The organism is Nocardia anaemiae NBRC 100462 (genome assembly GCF_001612725.1).
In the GTDB taxonomy this organism is placed as follows: Bacteria; Actinomycetota; Actinomycetes; order Mycobacteriales; family Mycobacteriaceae; genus Nocardia; species Nocardia anaemiae.
Genome location: NZ_BDAZ01000017.1, coordinates 317864 through 334131, shown reverse-complemented (window position 1 = coordinate 334131; position 16268 = coordinate 317864). Strand labels below are relative to the sequence as shown.

The following is a 16268-nucleotide window of genomic DNA, read 5'->3' as shown; positions in this document are numbered from 1 at the left end:
GGTATCGTCGGGCGGGTGCAGCTCATAACCGACCGGCGGGGAGTGCTCCGGGTGGGTGTCGGACTGGTCGCCGCCGCGGCGCTGGTCGTCGCGGGTGCCAATCTACGATTGCGGTTGGTGTCGGCCAGATATCGGTCCGGACCCGCGGCCGCGCCGACCGTCCCGGTGGTGATCGTGCCGGGCGCGAAGGTCGGTCCCGATGGTGCGCCGATGGCCTACCTGCGCGGACGACTCGATATCGCCATCGAGCTGCTACGGGCCGGAAAGGTGCGCGAGATTCTGGTGTCCGGTGATGCGGCGGGCGAATCCGGCGACGAAATTGCCTCGATGACAAAGTATCTCGCTAATCAAGGCATCGACCCGGCGGTTGTTCGCTGCGATGGCGCGGGGCTGTCGACCCGGGCGACATGCGAGCGGGCCAAGAATTTATTCGGTGTCGACCGCGCCATCATCGTCACCCAAGACCAGCATCTGCCACGGGCGGTCGCGCTGTGCCGTGGCGCGGGCATCGATGGCTACGGCGTCACGGCATATTGTGACTGCAAACGAAAGACACTCGTGCGCAATACTATTCGTGAATGGTTGGCCGCACCCAAAGCGGTCGCCGCGCTGATCTGGCTCTGATCTCGCGTTACCGAGAGCCCGGCGCGCGGGATCCATCGCCACGGCGTCGTCGCATGCCTTGAATGTCAGCAAACAACCTTGGCGGGCAATACTTTTCGCGGCAGAGTCGGCTGCGCCCAAGATGGTCGCCGCAATGATCCGAGCTCTACTGTGGGTCGGGCAGCGCCGGATCCATCGGATCGACCGGACCGCCGGGATTCGGGATCGGTGGCGGTCGCATCGGATCCGGGCTTGGCCGAGGATCGGGGATCGGTGGCTCCGGTTTCGGGCCGGGCCGTGGCGACTCGGGGTGTGGAACCGGACCGGGGACAGGCGGTACCGGATCCGGATCGGGACCCGGCAGCGGGTCGGGCGCGGGTATCGGCGGTACCGGATCGGGTTCGGGACCGGGCCTCGGCGGAATCGGCTGCGGCGCCGGACCAGGTATCGGCTCCGGCTGCGGATACGGTTCCGGCTCGGGATGCGGTTCGGGCCCGGGAACCGGTTCCGGCACGGGTTTCGGCGGCACCGGATCCGGGATCGGCATCGGCGGCACCGGGTCCGGGATCGGCGTCGGCGGGATGGGGCTCGGATTCGGTGGCACGGGACGAGTCATGCGCAAACCTCCTCAGCACAGCGGTACCCAGTCGATTGCGGGTGAATCAGCCGACGGCCCTCCCTCTCCGAGCACGTACCCCTGAAGTGTCCCCTTCCGCACCGGGCGACTCCGCTCGTTCGGAAGTCGAAACCGCTTGATGGGCTGCGGGTTCGAGTCACCAGCCCACCGGGCTGGAGGGGTATATCGTGCCGCAGGTTTGTCCGCGCAGCGCGCAGCCGATCGTTATCGACCCGATGGTCGGTGATCTGGCGGGTGAGACCAGTCGGCTGCGCACGGCCGGTCCGCTCGCCCGAATCGATCTACTCGGCGTACCCGCCTGGACCGTCACCGAGTACGCCGCCGCCAGGCAGTTGCTCACCGACCCCCGGCTGCCGATCTGGTGCGCGAGAAGACCGTCAAGCCGCCGACGATCTCACCGCCGCGCTTATCTTCGCCGCCGACGGCGGTGCGCCGCTGACCAAGAAGGAGGTCGTCGGCAATCTGAAGCAGGGCGTGGTCATGTCCTATCGCGCCATCGGTCGCGATACCGCGGTGCACGGCAGCGATGCCGACGATTTCGACATCACCCGCCCAACGGCCAACCGTCATCTGGCCTTCGGCTACGGACCGCATATCTGCCCGGGGGCGGCGCTGTCCAAGATGGAGGCCGGGATCGGTCTGCCTGCGCTGTTCGAGCGCTTTCCGAAGCTGCGATTCGCGGTGCCGGTCGAGGAGATCCGCAATCTGCCCGTGCTCACCCAGAACGACCTGGTGGCCTTCCCGGTGTATCTCGCCTGACGCGCTCAGTTGGTTCGCGCGGCGTATCCGAGCGGCAGCTTCTGCGGCGGACAGTCGATCACCGTATCGTCGTCGAGCTCCCTGGTTTCCAGGAAGGTGATGCGTCCGGATGAGGCGACCAGGGTCAGCGGGTAGGTCGGTCCCTTGTCGCGGGCGGCAATGATGGCATCGAGATTGTCCTCGCAGCAGGTGAGCGTGCTGTCGGGATAGTCGAGCATCCATTGCGGGTAGGAGATCGTGGTGTGCACCCGACGGTCGCCGAGCCAGATGATGAGCACGACGGTGGTTCCGGTCGGCTCCACCCAGGCGATTTTGTACAGATCGTCATCGAGCTGGACCAGCTTCGCCGCCTGATTCTTGGACCAGCGCCCGAACATCGGTCCCATCAGACATCGTGATTCGATCGTCTGCGGACCTCGCACGTAAAGCTCGTATATCCAGCCGTTCTCATAGGCGTAGATGAGGTGTTTGCCGACAATTCCGGAGAGATCGCCGGTTAGTGCCGAGACCGTGATCGCTGATTGCTGCGCGCTCATCGGTAACTCCTCTCGGTGGACCAACGCGGTCGGGACCTGCGTCTTTGTCGTCAGCCTAATCATTGGAGCGGCCATTGCGGCCGGTTTGCCGCCGAACGGCGCAATCATGGTCGCGCGGCCGCGTAGAGCACCTCGCGCATCCCGGGCAGTGCTTCCTGATCCGCCCGCCACACCAACCGCAGACTCAGCTCGGGCACCGGGAAGTCCAAGCGGACCAGCGTGCCGTGTGCGAGGCCGTCGGCGACCGCGAATTCCGGTAGCAGCGAAATGCCGAGTCCGTGTTCGGTCCAGGCCCGCATGACTGGGACCGCACCGGCCTTGACCCGCCGCGGACCCGAGCCGAGCGCCTTTTCACCGGCCATCCAGAACGAGCATTCGGGCACATTGACCAGCAGCCGTTCATCGATGAGGTCGGCGGGCGTCAAGCCGGATCGCGCCGTCAGCGGATGCGTCGGCGCGGCGACCAGGGCCAGCGGCACCGGATCCAGGTCTAGGAAGGCCAGCGGTTCGGCGGGGGCGGGGAACCCCAGATCACCAACGGCGCCACCGGAATCCAGCAGCAGCGCCGCATCGAGATCGCCGCCGACCACATCGGCGAGCAGGCCGTCGCGGGCGCGATCCGAGCGCACCTCGACCTCGAGATCGGGCCGTCGCTCGGCCAGCCGCGCCAGCACCTGCGGCACATACGCTCCCGCCAGGGTTTCCAACGCGCCGAGGCGCAGCACCGGCCGCTCCTCCCGTACGTCGCGCACCGCCTGGTCGGCCTGTTCGAGCAGTCGCCGCGCCCAGCCGGTGAGCCGCTGACCCGCGGGCGTGAGTCGCATGCCCTTCGGATCGCGCACGAAAAGCGCCACCCCGAGCGCGGTTTCGAGCGTGCGGATCTGCTGGGACACCGATGACGGCGCGAGCTCGAGCGCGACGGCGGCATCGGTGACCGTTCGATGACGCACTACGGCCTCGAAGGTCCGCAGCTGACGTAACTCCATGGCCTGGCCAACAGCGGCCGAGCATTCGGATATTCCGAATGCGGTATGCGCCGGAGCCGGTGGAGCCGTTGTGCCCGTCCGACGAGAGTCGGTCGCGTCATCACCGAGCCGAGGAGCTGTTGCACCGGATGAGCATTCTGCAATCGCGGGCGAGTACGTCCGCCGCGTCGACCAGGGCCCTGCTGGGGATTTCCCTCGGCTACTTCATGGTGCTGTTGGATATGACGGTGCTATCGGTCGCCGAGCCGGATCTGGCGGCGTCCCTGCACACTTCGGTCGCCGGACTGCAATGGGCGACTACCGGCTACACCGTCGCCTTCGCCGCACTGCTGCTCTCGGCGGGCGCGGTCGCCGATCGCCATGGTGCGCATCGGGTATTCCGTTTCGGCACAGCGGCTTTCGGTGTGGTCTCGCTGCTGAGCGCTTTCGCGCCGAATCTGTGGGTATTGGTCGTGTTGCGGGTGCTGTTGGGTGTCGCGGCGGCGGCGTGTGTGCCCGCATCGATGGCGATGATCACTCGGCTCTACCCGGATCCCGGTCGACGGGCTCGGGCGATCTCGACATGGGCGGCGATCAGCGGCGCTGCGGTCGCCGCGGGTCCGATCGTCGGTGGTGCGTTGGTCGGGTCGGCCGGTTGGCGATCGATATTCGTGGTCAATGTCCCCGTCGCGGTGGTCGTGTTGGGGCTGACCATGGGACCTGCGGTGAGCTGCGCGCGCGGTGATCGCCGCATCGACTGGGCGGCGCAGTGCACCGCGGCCGCAGCGCTGGCGCTGTGCACCGATGCGGTGATCGCGGCGGGAGCGCGGTCGTGGCAGCACACGGCATGGTCGCTCGGCGGCGCGGTGCTCGCGGCAATTGTCTTCGCATATCTCGAACGACGCAGTGCCGCACCGGTATTGAATCGGGAACTATTGCGCGCGGGCCGAGTGCGTGCCGGGTTGCTGGTGGGTGCCGCGGTGAATTTCGCGCTCACCGGGGCGCTGTTCGTCCTGCCACTGCTGTTGCAGCGTCAGCTGAATCCGCTGCAGACCGGCCTCGCCTTCCTGCCGCTGACCGTGCCGTTCGCCGTCATCCCGCCGCTCGCGGGCAAACTCGTGGCCCGCGTCGGATCGCGTCGCCCGATCCTGACCGGACTGGCCATGCTGACAGCGGGCGGTGTGGTGCTGGCCGCGGCGGCATTCGCGGGCCTCGCCTATCCGGTATTGGCGGTCGGCCTGCTGCTATCGGGATTCGGTGTCGCCTTCGCGCTGCCTGCGCTGGTCACCGCCATCGTCAACGTGGCGCCACCGGGGACGGCGGGCGCGGTAGGTGGCCTGCTCAACGCTGTCCGCCAAGTCGGCGCGACCCTCGGCGTCGCGATCATGGGCGCACTCGTCACCCCCGGCATCGGCTGGTCATTACTGACCTCCGCGACCGCCTGCGCCCTCGCCTGCATCATCTTCGGCTCGTACCGCGCCGCCGAATCCTGAAGTTGCCGAAGCGGATCGGTTCAGCGACGCTCTGACACCACTCGAACTCTGATGCGGACAAGGCTGTCACGATTTCCGTCCCATGGATCCGCGTCGGCGACACGGAGACGCCAGGATGGACCGGCTTCGTGAGCCGACCGGTCCGCCACGCGCGGTGTCGAAGGTTGACGGTGCCCCGAGCGGCGGGGCATGGTTGGCCGATGAGCGGGGAAGAGGTTCGTGCGGGTGTCGAGCTGACCAATCTCGACGCACCGCTGTTCGACGGCGCCGACGCGACGAAGCGCGATCTGATCGACTACCTCGAATTCGTCGGTGATCGGCTGGTCGGTCAATTGCGCGACCGTCCGCTTTCGGTGGTGCGCATCCGGCCGGGGCAGGAACCGTTCATGCAGAAGAATCTGCCGAAGTACACACCGGAGTGGGTGCGTCGGGTGACGGTGTGGGCCGAGACATCCAAACGTGAAGTGACCTATGCCCTCTGCGATGACGTGCGCACCCTGGTGTGGTTCGGCAATCAGCGCGCGGTCGAGTATCACCCGACACTGCTGCCGGCCGATCACGCCGAGGGCCCGACCCACCTCATCCTGGATCTCGATCCACCCGAGGGCGGAGACTTCCGGCAGGTCGTATCGGCCGCCGAGTTGATCAAGCAGGCGCTTGCCGACGACGGACTCGCGGGCGCGGTGAAAACCAGCGGCGCAAAGGGCGTGCACGTCTTCGTGCCGATCCGGCCGCACATTCCGATCGAGGATGTCGCCGCCGCTACCCGGGCGATCGCGGCCAGGGCCGAACGCATCGATCCCGATCTGGCCACTACCGCATTCATCCGCGAGGACCGTGCGGGCAAGGTTTTTCTCGATTCGACACGCGCGGGCGGTGCGACAGTGGTCGCGGCCTATAGCCCGCGGGTGCGTCCCGGGGTGCCGGTGTCCTTCCCGATCGAATGGGCTCAGCTCGCAGATATCAGTCCAGGCGACTTCACCGTGCGCACCGCACCGAAGCAGTTGGGTGATCGGGATCCGTGGGCACGGGAGATGCCCGAGCCGCAGGCGTTGCCCGCCGACCTCATCGAGGAGGGCCACACCATTCCGGTGGCCCGGGTCCAAGCGATGCACGAGGGCAAGCGCCGGGCCCGGGCCCGCAGGCAGAGTTAGCTTTTCAGAGCTGGATGACGGTGCGGAAGTGCGCCGCCCCGTCGGTGATCGCGTCGACGGTGACCAGGGTCCGGAACTGCATGCCGTCGTAGGTGACCGTGCAGACCTCCGTCGCGCCGATATCGGCGCCGAGGGAATCGGGGCAGTGCACATACTGCGGAGTGCGCCCGGTCTGGTCGGTGAAGTCGATGGCGACCTGCCGGGCGAGCTGTGAACCGGAGATCGCGTCGGTGTCGTTATCGTCATCGCGGTCCACCGTGGTTCCGGAGAGGTTGCCGAGAATGCCGATGATGAGCATGACGAGCAGCAGAGCCCGGCCGCCGCTGGAGAGCACAAGCGGGCGGGTCGCGGATCGCGGAGCCGGTTCGGGTCCACCGGTGACCCGACCGATGTCTCCCATCGGACCACTCGGCGACCCGGTGTATACCGGACGCGATGGTGTGACCTGCTTGTCGCCGAAAACGCCCTTCAGGTACGCCGGTGTCAGCAGGTTCGCGTAGGCGGATACCCGCATTTCGATGCGCAGCACCGCCGAACTGGCCTCGAAGATCGCCTTCGGCATCCGCCCGGTGATCAGGACGATCAGCCATAGAACGATCGAGATGGTCGCCCATCCGGTGGTGAACCAGGCCGACAGCACCAGGATCGGGAAGGCCAGGATCAGCCGAAACAGCACCGCGAGCCGGTTCAACCGCGTCGGCGCGGGGAACAGCAGGCGGATCGGGTAATCCGGTGTGGTCCAGGCGAACGGCGGGTAGTCGTCGACGAGCAGCATGAGGTAGCCGTACACCCGCGCGGTGTAGCCGTAATAGCCGCGAAGGAACTCACCGCACCAGGCAGGCAATCTCCCGAGTACCAGTGCGCCGAACCAGCCGCAGACGATCACCACGAAGGCCGCGATGCTCAGGAACCCGAGCACGATCAGCTGGGGTATTGCCAACAGCAGCCGCAGCAGAACGGTCCAGCGGCGTTGTTGCTCTGGCGGAAAGACATCCAGTTCGACCAATGCTTCGCGACTCGTCGGTGCTGCCTCGTTCATTACCACGGCGACCCACTCACTTCCTTCGTCCAGCGGAACTCGGATGTGTGGGATCGAATGTAGCCCGTGGGTTGCCGATAGATCGGTAACCGCGCCGACCTCGGCGGCCCCGCAGCCGGCGAGCCTTGTGAGTTACCCGGCGGCCGAGACCGCGGTATCAGCCGGACCGATCGGTAGGACGAAATACAGCTCGCTGCGCCGGGCCACCCCGAGTTTGCGATAGACGCGGGTGAGGTGTTGTTCGACGGTGCTGGTGGTGATGGCGAGTTTGTCGGCGATCTCGCGATTGGCCTTGCCGCGGGCCGCAAGCTCGGCCACCCGGCGCTCGGCGGGACTCAGCGTCGCGAGCCCGCCCGGAATCGGGCGCAGTGCGGGCATGGGCTCGGTCGCGGTTTGGGGTTTGCCATCGAGCAGATCGCGCAGCAGCACCTCGGCGCCGCAGGCTTCCGCGATACGCGCCGCATCGCGGATCAAAGCGCGGGATCGCTCGTGGTCACCGACCGCGCGGTGTGCTTTGCCGAGTTCGCCGAGGGCCGTGGCCAATTCGACGTCGTCACCGCCGGTGCGGGCGATCGCGGCGGATTCGCGCAGTAAGCGGAAGGCCTGATAGCGATCGCCGGTGGTGGCGAGCAGTCGGAGTGTGACGCCACCGGAGCGGTGCCGGTCGGCGGCCCCGAGCAGTTCCAAATGTCTGGTCGCGAACTCCTGTGCCTGCCGGTGCTCGCCGAGTGCGAGATGGGCGGCGGCAATGTCATTGCGCCACGGCACCAGCCAGGGGAAATCCATATTCCACCGGTCCATGAGATAGCCGCAGCGGCGGAAACTGCGCAATGCCTCGTCGGCGCGGCCGAGCGCGAGCTGATGGTGGCCCTGCGCCGCCAGATATGGCAGTCCGAAGCGGGATTCGAAAATCGTTCGGGGCACCGGTCTTTCGAGTTGGGTCGCGGCCTCGGCATGCCGACCGGAGATCGTCAGCGCGTGCACCATCGCGGCGATCGGCGTGCCGATCCAGAGTCCGAGGTGTTCGGCGGGCACATAATTCAGCGCCAGCGCCGCATCGCTGATCGCATCGCGAATATTGCCCTTGCGCAGCATGGTTTCCGCGCGCAGTCCGGCGAAGATCGACTGCCAGGTCGGGGCACGGCGGGCATCGGCCTCGGCGAGCAGCGATTCGCACCAGGCGGCCGCGGTATCGAGCCGATTGCTGTAGATGAGGCAGTGCACGGCCGCGACCAGCGGTTCGATGGTAGTCGAGGTGAGGCGGTGGCTGGTGAGCAGTCGCTGCGCGAGCGTGGCGATCTCGTCGAGCGGATGGGTGAACAGGCCGGTGAGCAGCTCGGCGCCATGTCGATGTGGTGAATGCTGGTCGGCGCGCACCTTGGGTGGCCGGGCGGGGGCGGCGAAGAGTCGCGGATGGCGCTGCACATGTGGGGGATAGCTGTACCGCAGCCAGGCACGCAGGAAGTCGATCTCCGGCGTCGCCTCGTCCGGTTTGCCGCTGTTGAGCTGGCCGAGTGCGTGATCGGCCTGCGGCACCTGCCCGTGCCACAGCAGATACATGGCGGCGGCGGGCAATTCGTGGTGCGGCACCCGACCCGCGCGCAATGCCGCCTTCAACCGGGTGAACTGGCGCGAACGGGTCGACGGGTTGATCCGCCACTCGAGGCAGACCAGCCGGATCGCGATGGCGGCCCGCTCGCCCGCGTCCCTGGTGGCGCGATAGGCCAATTCCAGCCGATCGACCGCGGGCTCGATCTGGTCATCGGTTATCGCATCCTCGGCGGCGGTGCGCAGTACCTCGACCGCCCACGGGTAACCGGCGGCATCGGCGTCGACCAGGTGGTCGGCGACGGTGCTCGCCGGAAAACCCCGGTGGTGCAGCAGTTCCGCGGCCCGGCTGTGCAATTTCCGCCGGAGCTCGTCGGGGGTGTTGCGCAGGATCCGCTCGCCGATCTCGGCATGTTCGAAGCGCGCGGTTTCGGCGAGTTGCCCGACGACGGTCCGCACCCCGGCCTCGTCCACCTCCAGCAGCTCGGCGACCAAGCCGACCGTGCTCGCGGCGCCGAGCACGGCCATGGCCTGACCGACCCGGGATTTGGCGAAGTCGGCCCAGTGGTCGCGGAGCGCTGGGTGGTCGCTGTGTGGGACAGGCTGACACATTCTCGCAAGGCCCTTCGTCGAGGTGGTGTGCCCGACTGTGGGGAGAGCACCATCGAATACGAGCAGCTCTGGTGCACTGAGGATGCGGCATCGTCGCAGCGGGAAGGACGCGTCCACGCGCCCGATGATCCAGCCGGTGAACACAGGTTAATTCGCCCGCCCGATCCTGTCACGACAACTGATGACACCTACGGAATATGAGGTATTTCAATGCCTTTCGTGTCATCGACTCCCGGCGTGCGCGAGTACGTGCTGGTGGTAGGCCAGACAGGCGGCCGAGGTGTCGTCGGCGGCCAGGAACAGCACCGTGCGCGCCGCGGCGAGAGCGCCGCTGTCGCGTGCGCTCACATACGCGTGCACCGGCGCCGCGGAGTACGGATTGTCCACCGAGGGATCGACCCCGACGATCGATTCCGGGGTGATCCCGAGCGCCGCCGCCAGGCGGGCACGGAAGGCGAGGGTCCAGGTGGGTGCGAGCAGCACCGCGCGGCCCTCGGCGAAATCGGTGACGTCCAACCCTTCGGCGCTCAGGCAGTCACGCACGGCCGCTGCGGCCAATGCGACCGGATCGTCGGCACCGGCCTTGGTGCTCATGGCCGAGCGGCCGTTCGCGCCCACCTCGCCCATCGCGACCCAGGCGGTCGGCTCGGCGGGCTCGGCGGTGTCGGTGCAGTGCAGTGCGCCGAATCCGCCTGTGGCGCTGGATGTTCCGAGCAGGACCGCGGCGGCGCTTGTGCTGTAGGGGAAGCCGTCGACATGGCGTTCGGTCGATGGATGCGTATCACCGGCGACCAGCAGCGCATACGACACCTCGCCGCTGACCAGGAAGCATTCGGCGGTCGCGATCGCGTGCAGTAGTCCGGTCCCGCCGTTCATCAGATCGAAGGAGAATGCGGGCACCCGGCCGGGCGCGTATTCGAGACCGATGCCGACACGCTTCTGGATCAGCGCCGATACCGCGGGTTCGGAGATGTTCTGATCGCGGAAGACACCGGCATTGATCAGCATCCCGACCTGCTCCCGTGCAACACCGGCCTGCTCGAGGCAGGTCGTGGCGGCGCGGGACGCCAGTTCGAAATAGCTCCCGGTATCGAGATCGGCATTGACGGTGGCCGCGAGGATGGTGGTCGGCATGGCTCAGGCCTCCAGACGGGAGATGGTGGCGGCGAGGTGTCCGGAAACGGTGCCGGATGCCGCCGGAATCATCAGCACCTTGGAACCCTTGGGGATCTTCTGCTGCGCGAGATACTCGTGCAGGACCACGAAATGCGAGGTCGACGCGGTATTGCCGAAGTCGTGCAGCACATTGAGGGCTTGGGGCATCGGGGTACCGAAGTGCCGCTCGGTCAGATGCGAGATGTACTCGATGGCGGGTGCGCTGAACTGGTGGTGGATCCAGTAGTCGAACTTCTCGCTCTCCCAGGTGCGCCCGGTCTCCTCGAGGAAGGTGGATAGGCGGTTGATGGCCTGCATATAGCGGCCCTCGTTCTGCATCGCACGGTTATCGGTGTAGAGCGCGATTCCGGAGGTCTGATCGCTCGGCATGCCGATGCAGTGTTCGGCGCCGTCGGCGGAGGTCATGAGTTCGACGTAGTGGATTTCGTCGTCATCGTCGCCGCGATCGTCGAGCATTACCGCGACCGCCGCATCGCCGACGGTCAACGCGGCGAACTGCGGGTCGTACGGCTTGTTGATCTCCCGCGCGGCAGTCTCGGCGATCGGGGTGATCTGTTCGCCGCTGACCACGAGTCCATTGCGAACCACTCCGGCCTTGATCATCCGATCCAGCACCAGCACGCCGGTCATCATGCCCGCGCAGGCATTCGAGACATCGAAGTGGCGGGCCTTCGTCGCGCCGATCTCCTTACCGAGCATGACCGCGAAAGACGGTGCGTAGCAGAAGATTTCTTTTCCGCGGGTGCGGGTGATGGAGGCCGAGATGACCACATCGATCTCATCGGGGGCGTAATCGGAGTGGGCCAGGCAGTCCTCGATGGCGCGCAGTGCCAGATCGAAGGAGGATTCGTAGCCCTCGTCACTGGAGTCGTAGACCCGCCGATTCTTGATACCGGTAATCCGTTCCAGGTCAAGGGATCTCGGCACCGCCAGTCCGGCGATGATCTCCTCGGTGGAACGGACGGTGGATGGTGTGTACGAGCCGATGGACTCGAAACGTGTGCGCAGCATTACCCCTGCTTTCTGTCTCGCGTGATTTCCCTGTCTTGCCAGGAGTTCGACGGCGCTGTCGTAGGTGGCCTTATTCGGGCAGGCCGACCAGACTCGCGCTTACCTCGCACAATCGGCGGGCCAGCGCATCGTCGCGGGCCAGCCGCGACGGTTCGCGCTCGCGGGTCTTGCGAAAATAGGCGCCGGTCACCTCGGCGACGCTCGGATCCGTCGCGAGGAAGGTGAGCGCGGCGGCGCCCTCGGCCGCGGTGATGAAGAACAGGCGTTTGCCGAGCGCGATTATCGGTTGCCCGAACCACGGCAGCGAATTCCAGATACCGGTCGCGACCGCGCCGGGATGGAACGCGTTGACCGTCACGCCGGTGCCCGCCAGCCGATCGGCCAGTGCGCGGGTGTAGAGCACATTGGCCAATTTGGATCGGCTGTACGCCTTTTCGCCGGAATAGCCGGTGCGGAACCCGAGATCGTCGAAATCGAGGGTCGCGCCGTAGTGCATCACCGAGGAGGTGAACAGAATGCGCGAGGGGGCGCTGCGAACCAGCAGATCGACGAGCAGTTCGGTGAGCAGGAATCCGCCGAGGTGATTGGTTGCGAAGGTGGCCTCGATACCGTCCTCGGTTTCGGTACGCGTCTGGTGATAGCCGCCCGCATTATTGGCCAGTACATCGATGCGGTCGTAGGCGGTTTCGACCGCCTTGGCGAGTTGGCGCACCGACGACTGCGATGCCATATCGCATTCCAGCGTATCGACGGCCCCCGCACCCGCGGCCCTTACCAATTCCGCACTGTCGGCGAGCTTCTGCGGATTCCGGCCGACCAACACCAGCCGATCGCCCCCCGCGGCGAGCTGTTGCGCGGCTTCGAGACCGATGCCCGAGGTCGCCCCCGTAATCAGGATCGTCTTCATGCCCGACTACCTTGCCATCGATGGCGTGTCCGAAATCCGCTCTCGGGGTGGCTTCGGCGAGTTGCCCGATGTGTGCGAACGACCAAGTGGCCGCAGGCGATCGACCGATCGAGCAGATCAGCACCCGCGTGCCTGATTCGGTCCAATGATGCTGCGCCGTAGTTGTAGCTGTCGTGCATGACTGTGGATAGGGGGCAATAGGGGTTGGTCGTTCCATTTGAGCCGTTTCGGGTCGGTCGCGTACCGCACACATCAGCTGCCGCGAGTCGTCCACCAGGCCGTTCAACACCAACCGACCATTGGGTTTTGTGTGTCGGGGCACGCGCTCGACCCTTTTGCTCTAGCGTTGGCACGGTTGCTGCCGAGAGGGGTTATCGATGCGTACGGGGATGCTGGAGCTGGCGCAGTTGCGGGCGCTCGTCGAGGCGGGGGAGATCGACACGGTGCTGGTGGCAATGACCGATATGCAGGGCCGTTTGCAGGGAAAGCGGTGTGCGGCAAGGTTTTTCCTTGACGAGGTGATCGGGCACGCGACCGAGGCGTGCAACTATCTGCTCGCGGTGGATGTCGATATGGCCACGGTCGACGGGTATGCGATCTCGTCCTGGGAAACCGGTTACGGCGACTTCGTGCTGCGGCCGGATCTGAACACCCTGCGGCTGGTGCCGTGGCAGCCGGGAACCGCGCTGGTGCTGTGTGATGTCGAGCACGTGGAACCGGCACGTCAGCCGGTCACGGTTTCGCCGCGGCAGATCTTGCGGGCGCAATTGGCACGGCTGGCCGAGCATGGGCTGCGGGCCTATGTCGGGACCGAACTCGAGTTCCTGGTCTTCGACGACAGCTACGAGGACGCGTGGAACTCCGGCTATCGCGATCTGCGGCCCGCGAACCAGTACAACGTGGACTATTCGATGCTGGGGACCGCGCGCATCGAGCCGCTGTTGCGTCGCATTCGCAATGAAATGGCCGGTGCGGGATTGTATGTCGAATCGGCCAAGGGGGAATGCAATCCGGGTCAGCACGAAATAGCTTTCCGCTATGACGATGCGCTGGTGACCTGCGACAACCACAGCATCTACAAGAACGGTGCCAAGGAGATCGCCGCCCAGGAGGGGCGCAGTCTCAGTTTCATGGCGAAATACAATGAGCGCGAAGGTAATTCCTGCCATATTCACATAAGTCTGCGCGCCGATTCGGGTGCGGCGGTATTCGCGGGCGACGGTCCGCACGGCACTTCGGCACTCATGCGGCATTTCCTTGCCGGGCAACTGGATTGCCTGCGCGAGTTCACCTACCTGCTCGCGCCGAATATCAACTCCTACAAGCGATTCGTGTCCGGCAGTTTCGCGCCGACCGCACTGGCCTGGGGCCGCGATAACCGGACCTGTGCGCTGCGCGTGGTTGGCGAGGACCTGTCCCTGCGAATGGAGAACCGGATCCCGGGCGGCGATGTGAATCCGTATCTGGCCGTCGCCGCGACCATTGCCGCCGGATTGCACGGTGTCGAGCACGCGCTGCCGCTCGAGCCGGAGTTCCACGGCAATGCCTACCGCTCCCAGCGCCCGCGGGTGCCGCGTACGCTGCGGGAAGCGGCGCAATTGTTCGGCGAGAGCAAGGTGGCACGGACAGCGTTCGGCGACGACGTGGTGGACCATTATCGGAATGCGGCCCAGGTCGAGCTGGACGCCTTCGACGCCGCGGTCACCGATTGGGAGCGAATCCGTGGTTTCGAGCGGCTCTGAGCAGATCCGTCCGGTCATCGGCCTGCCGACCTATCTGGAACAGACCCGGTTCGGCGCCTGGGATGTACCGAGTGCGGTACTGCCGCACAATTACCTGCAGCTGGTCGAGCGCGCGGGCGGCATACCGGTGTTGCTGCCACCCACCGGGGTGGCGCGGGCGGAGTTGGTGGATCGGCTCGACGGTCTGGTGCTGACCGGCGGCGCCGATATCGATCCGGCCCGCTACGGTGCGCCACCGGATGCTGCCCTCGGACCGCTCCGAGGCGACCGCGACGATTCCGAATTCGAGCTGTTCGCTCTGGCACGCGCGGCCGGTCTGCCGATCCTCGCGATCTGTCGCGGCCTGCAGCTGGTCAATGTCGCGTTCGGCGGCACCCTGATCCAGCATCTGCCGGATCTACTCGGCCACGACGACCATTCCGGTACGCCGGGTGGCTTCCACCCGAACCGGGTCACCACGGTGCCGGACAGCGTGGTCGCCACGATCGCCGGACCGGAGGTGAAGGTGAACTGCCACCATCACCAAGCCGTCGCCATCCTGGCCGATGGGCTGACCGCGACCGCATATTCCTCGGACGGCACGATCGAGGCGGCGGAGGCGACCGACGGTCCGTTCCTGGTGGGTGTGCAGTGGCATCCGGAGGCGGACGCGATCGATACGCGGCTGATGCGGGCACTGGTCGAGGCGGCCGCCAGCTATCGAAAGGAACGGAATTCGTGACGACAACGCAGGTGGTCAACCCGGCGACCGAGCAGGTCGTCACCACAGTCGAGCTGGTGGGCGCGGCCGAGACCGATGCGGCCATCGAGCGGGCGCAGCGGGCCGCGGCCGATTGGCGCGCGGTCGCGCCGGGAGATCGGGCTCGGCTGCTGCGCCGCTTCGCCGAGGCCGTCGATGCGAATCTCGAGCAGCTGGCCCAGCTCGAGGTCGCCAATGCCGGACACACCATCGGCAATGCGCGCTGGGAGGCGGGCAATGTGCGCGATGTGCTGCATTTCGCGGCCGGGATTCCGGAACGCCTGCTCGGCAATCAGATTCCGGTCGCGGGCGGGGTCGACATCACCTTCCATGAACCGCTCGGCGTGGTGGGGGTGATCGTGCCGTGGAACTTCCCGATGCCGATCGCGGCATGGGGGTTCGGACCCGCACTGGCCGCCGGGAACACCGTGGTGCTCAAGCCTGCCGAACTGACGCCGCTCACCGCGATCCGGTTGAGTGAGCTCGCGCTCGAAGCCGGTGTGCCGGAAGGTGTCTTCCAGGTGCTGCCCGGCAAGGGTTCGGTGGTTGGGCAGCGGTTCGTGACCCATCCCGCCGTGCGGAAGGTGGTCTTCACCGGGTCCACCGAGGTGGGCAAGGAGATCATGGCCGGATGTGCGCGCCAGGTGAAGCGGGTGACGCTCGAATTGGGCGGTAAGAGCGCGAATATCGTTTTCGCCGATGCCGATCTGGAGCGTGCGGCGGCGACCGCGCCCTACGGTGTTTTCGACAACGCCGGACAGGATTGCTGTGCACGGTCGCGGATTCTGGTGCAGCGCAGTGTTTTCGACCGATTCCTCGAGTTGCTGGAACCGGCAGTGCACGGGGTGCGGGTGGGCGATCCTGGTGACGAGTCCACCGAAATGGGGCCGCTGATTTCGGCCGCGCATCGTGACCGGGTGGCCTCGTTCGTCGAGCCGTCGACCAAGGTGGCGTTCACCGGGACGCAGCCCGATGGGCCCGGATTCTGGTATCCGCCAACGGTTGTGCTGCCCGACGCACCATCGGATCGGGTGCTCACCGAGGAAGTGTTCGGGCCGGTGGTCGCGGTGGTTCCGTTCGAGGACGAGGCCGATGCCCTGCGCATTGCCAATGACACCGAATACGGTCTGTCCGGCTCCATCTGGACCAATGATGTCGGTCGGGCGCTGCGGGTGTCGCGCGGTGTGGAAGCCGGGAATCTGTCGGTGAATTCGCATTCCTCGGTGCGGTATTGGACGCCGTTCGGCGGATACAAACAGTCCGGGCTCGGGCGCGAACTCGGACCCGATGCGGCACTCGCCTTTACCGAGACCAAGAACGTCTTCATCGCCACCTAGTTAAGGAGAT

The 16268-nt window shown here is 66.3% G+C and carries 15 protein-coding genes; 7 read left to right on the top strand and 8 right to left on the bottom strand.

Features of this window, described 5'->3' with window-relative positions; all coding sequences use genetic code 11:
* The first annotated feature begins 15 nt into the window (after positions 1 to 15).
* A complete protein-coding gene (locus tag NA5_RS12420) occupies positions 16 to 624 on the top strand; it encodes a SanA/YdcF family protein (RefSeq protein ID WP_062985149.1) in 609 nt (202 codons plus the stop codon).
* A gap of 145 nt (positions 625 to 769) precedes the next feature.
* Here NA5_RS12420 and NA5_RS42840 read toward each other — a convergent pair whose 3' ends face one another.
* A complete protein-coding gene (locus NA5_RS42840) occupies positions 770 to 1219 on the bottom strand; it encodes a hypothetical protein (protein WP_062985147.1) in 450 nt (149 codons plus the stop codon).
* Positions 1220 to 1474: 255 nt separating this feature from the next.
* Here NA5_RS42840 and NA5_RS42165 point away from each other — a divergent pair, with 255 nt between their 5' ends.
* Positions 1475 to 1999, top strand: coding sequence for a cytochrome P450 (locus tag NA5_RS42165; RefSeq protein ID WP_245672199.1), 525 nt, complete (start codon positions 1475 to 1477; stop codon positions 1997 to 1999).
* A 5-nt stretch (positions 2000 to 2004) separates the two neighbouring features.
* On the opposite strand, the gene NA5_RS12405 is transcribed toward NA5_RS42165, so the two are convergent.
* Both NA5_RS12405 and NA5_RS12400 read right to left on the bottom strand, forming a co-directional pair.
* Entirely contained in the window at positions 2005 to 2535 is a 531-nt protein-coding gene (locus NA5_RS12405; protein WP_062985143.1) for a phenolic acid decarboxylase, read from the bottom strand.
* 104 nt (positions 2536 to 2639) lie between these two features.
* Complete coding sequence (locus NA5_RS12400) at positions 2640 to 3521, bottom strand: LysR family transcriptional regulator (RefSeq protein WP_062985141.1); 882 nt, start codon at positions 3519 to 3521, stop codon at positions 2640 to 2642.
* A gap of 128 nt (positions 3522 to 3649) precedes the next feature.
* Between NA5_RS12400 and NA5_RS12395 the strand changes: the two genes are divergently transcribed.
* Positions 3650 to 4993: an MFS transporter gene (locus NA5_RS12395; protein WP_062985256.1), complete on the top strand. Its 1344-nt coding sequence runs from the start codon at positions 3650 to 3652 to the stop codon at positions 4991 to 4993.
* Between the two features lie 200 nt (positions 4994 to 5193).
* On the top strand, positions 5194 to 6147 hold the full coding sequence (gene ligD, locus NA5_RS12390; protein ID WP_062985137.1) for a non-homologous end-joining DNA ligase: 954 nt from the start codon (positions 5194 to 5196) through the stop codon (positions 6145 to 6147).
* Between the two features lie 4 nt (positions 6148 to 6151).
* Here ligD and NA5_RS12385 read toward each other — a convergent pair whose 3' ends face one another.
* The 5 genes from NA5_RS12385 to NA5_RS12365 all read right to left on the bottom strand — a co-directional run bounded on the left by NA5_RS12385 (position 6152) and on the right by NA5_RS12365 (position 12440).
* On the bottom strand, positions 6152 to 7186 hold the full coding sequence (locus NA5_RS12385) for a DUF4389 domain-containing protein (protein WP_062985135.1): 1035 nt from the start codon (positions 7184 to 7186) through the stop codon (positions 6152 to 6154).
* Positions 7187 to 7318: 132 nt separating this feature from the next.
* On the bottom strand, positions 7319 to 9463 hold the full coding sequence (locus NA5_RS12380) for a LuxR C-terminal-related transcriptional regulator (protein WP_169811283.1): 2145 nt from the start codon (positions 9461 to 9463) through the stop codon (positions 7319 to 7321).
* 105 nt (positions 9464 to 9568) lie between these two features.
* Positions 9569 to 10480 carry a beta-ketoacyl-[acyl-carrier-protein] synthase family protein gene (locus NA5_RS12375; protein ID WP_062985131.1) on the bottom strand — a complete coding sequence of 304 codons (912 nt, stop codon included), beginning with the start codon at positions 10478 to 10480 and terminating at the stop codon, positions 9569 to 9571.
* A 3-nt stretch (positions 10481 to 10483) separates the two neighbouring features.
* Positions 10484 to 11533: a 3-oxoacyl-ACP synthase III family protein gene (locus NA5_RS12370; protein WP_062985129.1), complete on the bottom strand. Its 1050-nt coding sequence runs from the start codon at positions 11531 to 11533 to the stop codon at positions 10484 to 10486.
* 70 nt (positions 11534 to 11603) lie between these two features.
* Entirely contained in the window at positions 11604 to 12440 is an 837-nt protein-coding gene (locus tag NA5_RS12365; RefSeq protein WP_062985127.1) for an SDR family oxidoreductase, read from the bottom strand.
* 377 nt (positions 12441 to 12817) lie between these two features.
* Between NA5_RS12365 and NA5_RS12360 the strand changes: the two genes are divergently transcribed.
* From NA5_RS12360 to NA5_RS12350, 3 genes are read left to right on the top strand one after another with little or no spacing between them, the layout of a single operon-like run.
* Entirely contained in the window at positions 12818 to 14182 is a 1365-nt protein-coding gene (locus NA5_RS12360) for a glutamine synthetase family protein (protein WP_245672198.1), read from the top strand.
* A complete protein-coding gene (locus NA5_RS12355) occupies positions 14163 to 14903 on the top strand; it encodes a gamma-glutamyl-gamma-aminobutyrate hydrolase family protein (RefSeq protein WP_062985123.1) in 741 nt (246 codons plus the stop codon). Before NA5_RS12360 ends, NA5_RS12355 begins: the two co-directional genes overlap by 20 nt.
* Positions 14900 to 16258, top strand: a complete 1359-nt coding sequence (locus NA5_RS12350) for an aldehyde dehydrogenase family protein (protein WP_062985121.1) — start codon at positions 14900 to 14902, stop codon at positions 16256 to 16258. Before NA5_RS12355 ends, NA5_RS12350 begins: the two co-directional genes overlap by 4 nt.
* Positions 16259 to 16268: the final 10 nt, after the last annotated feature.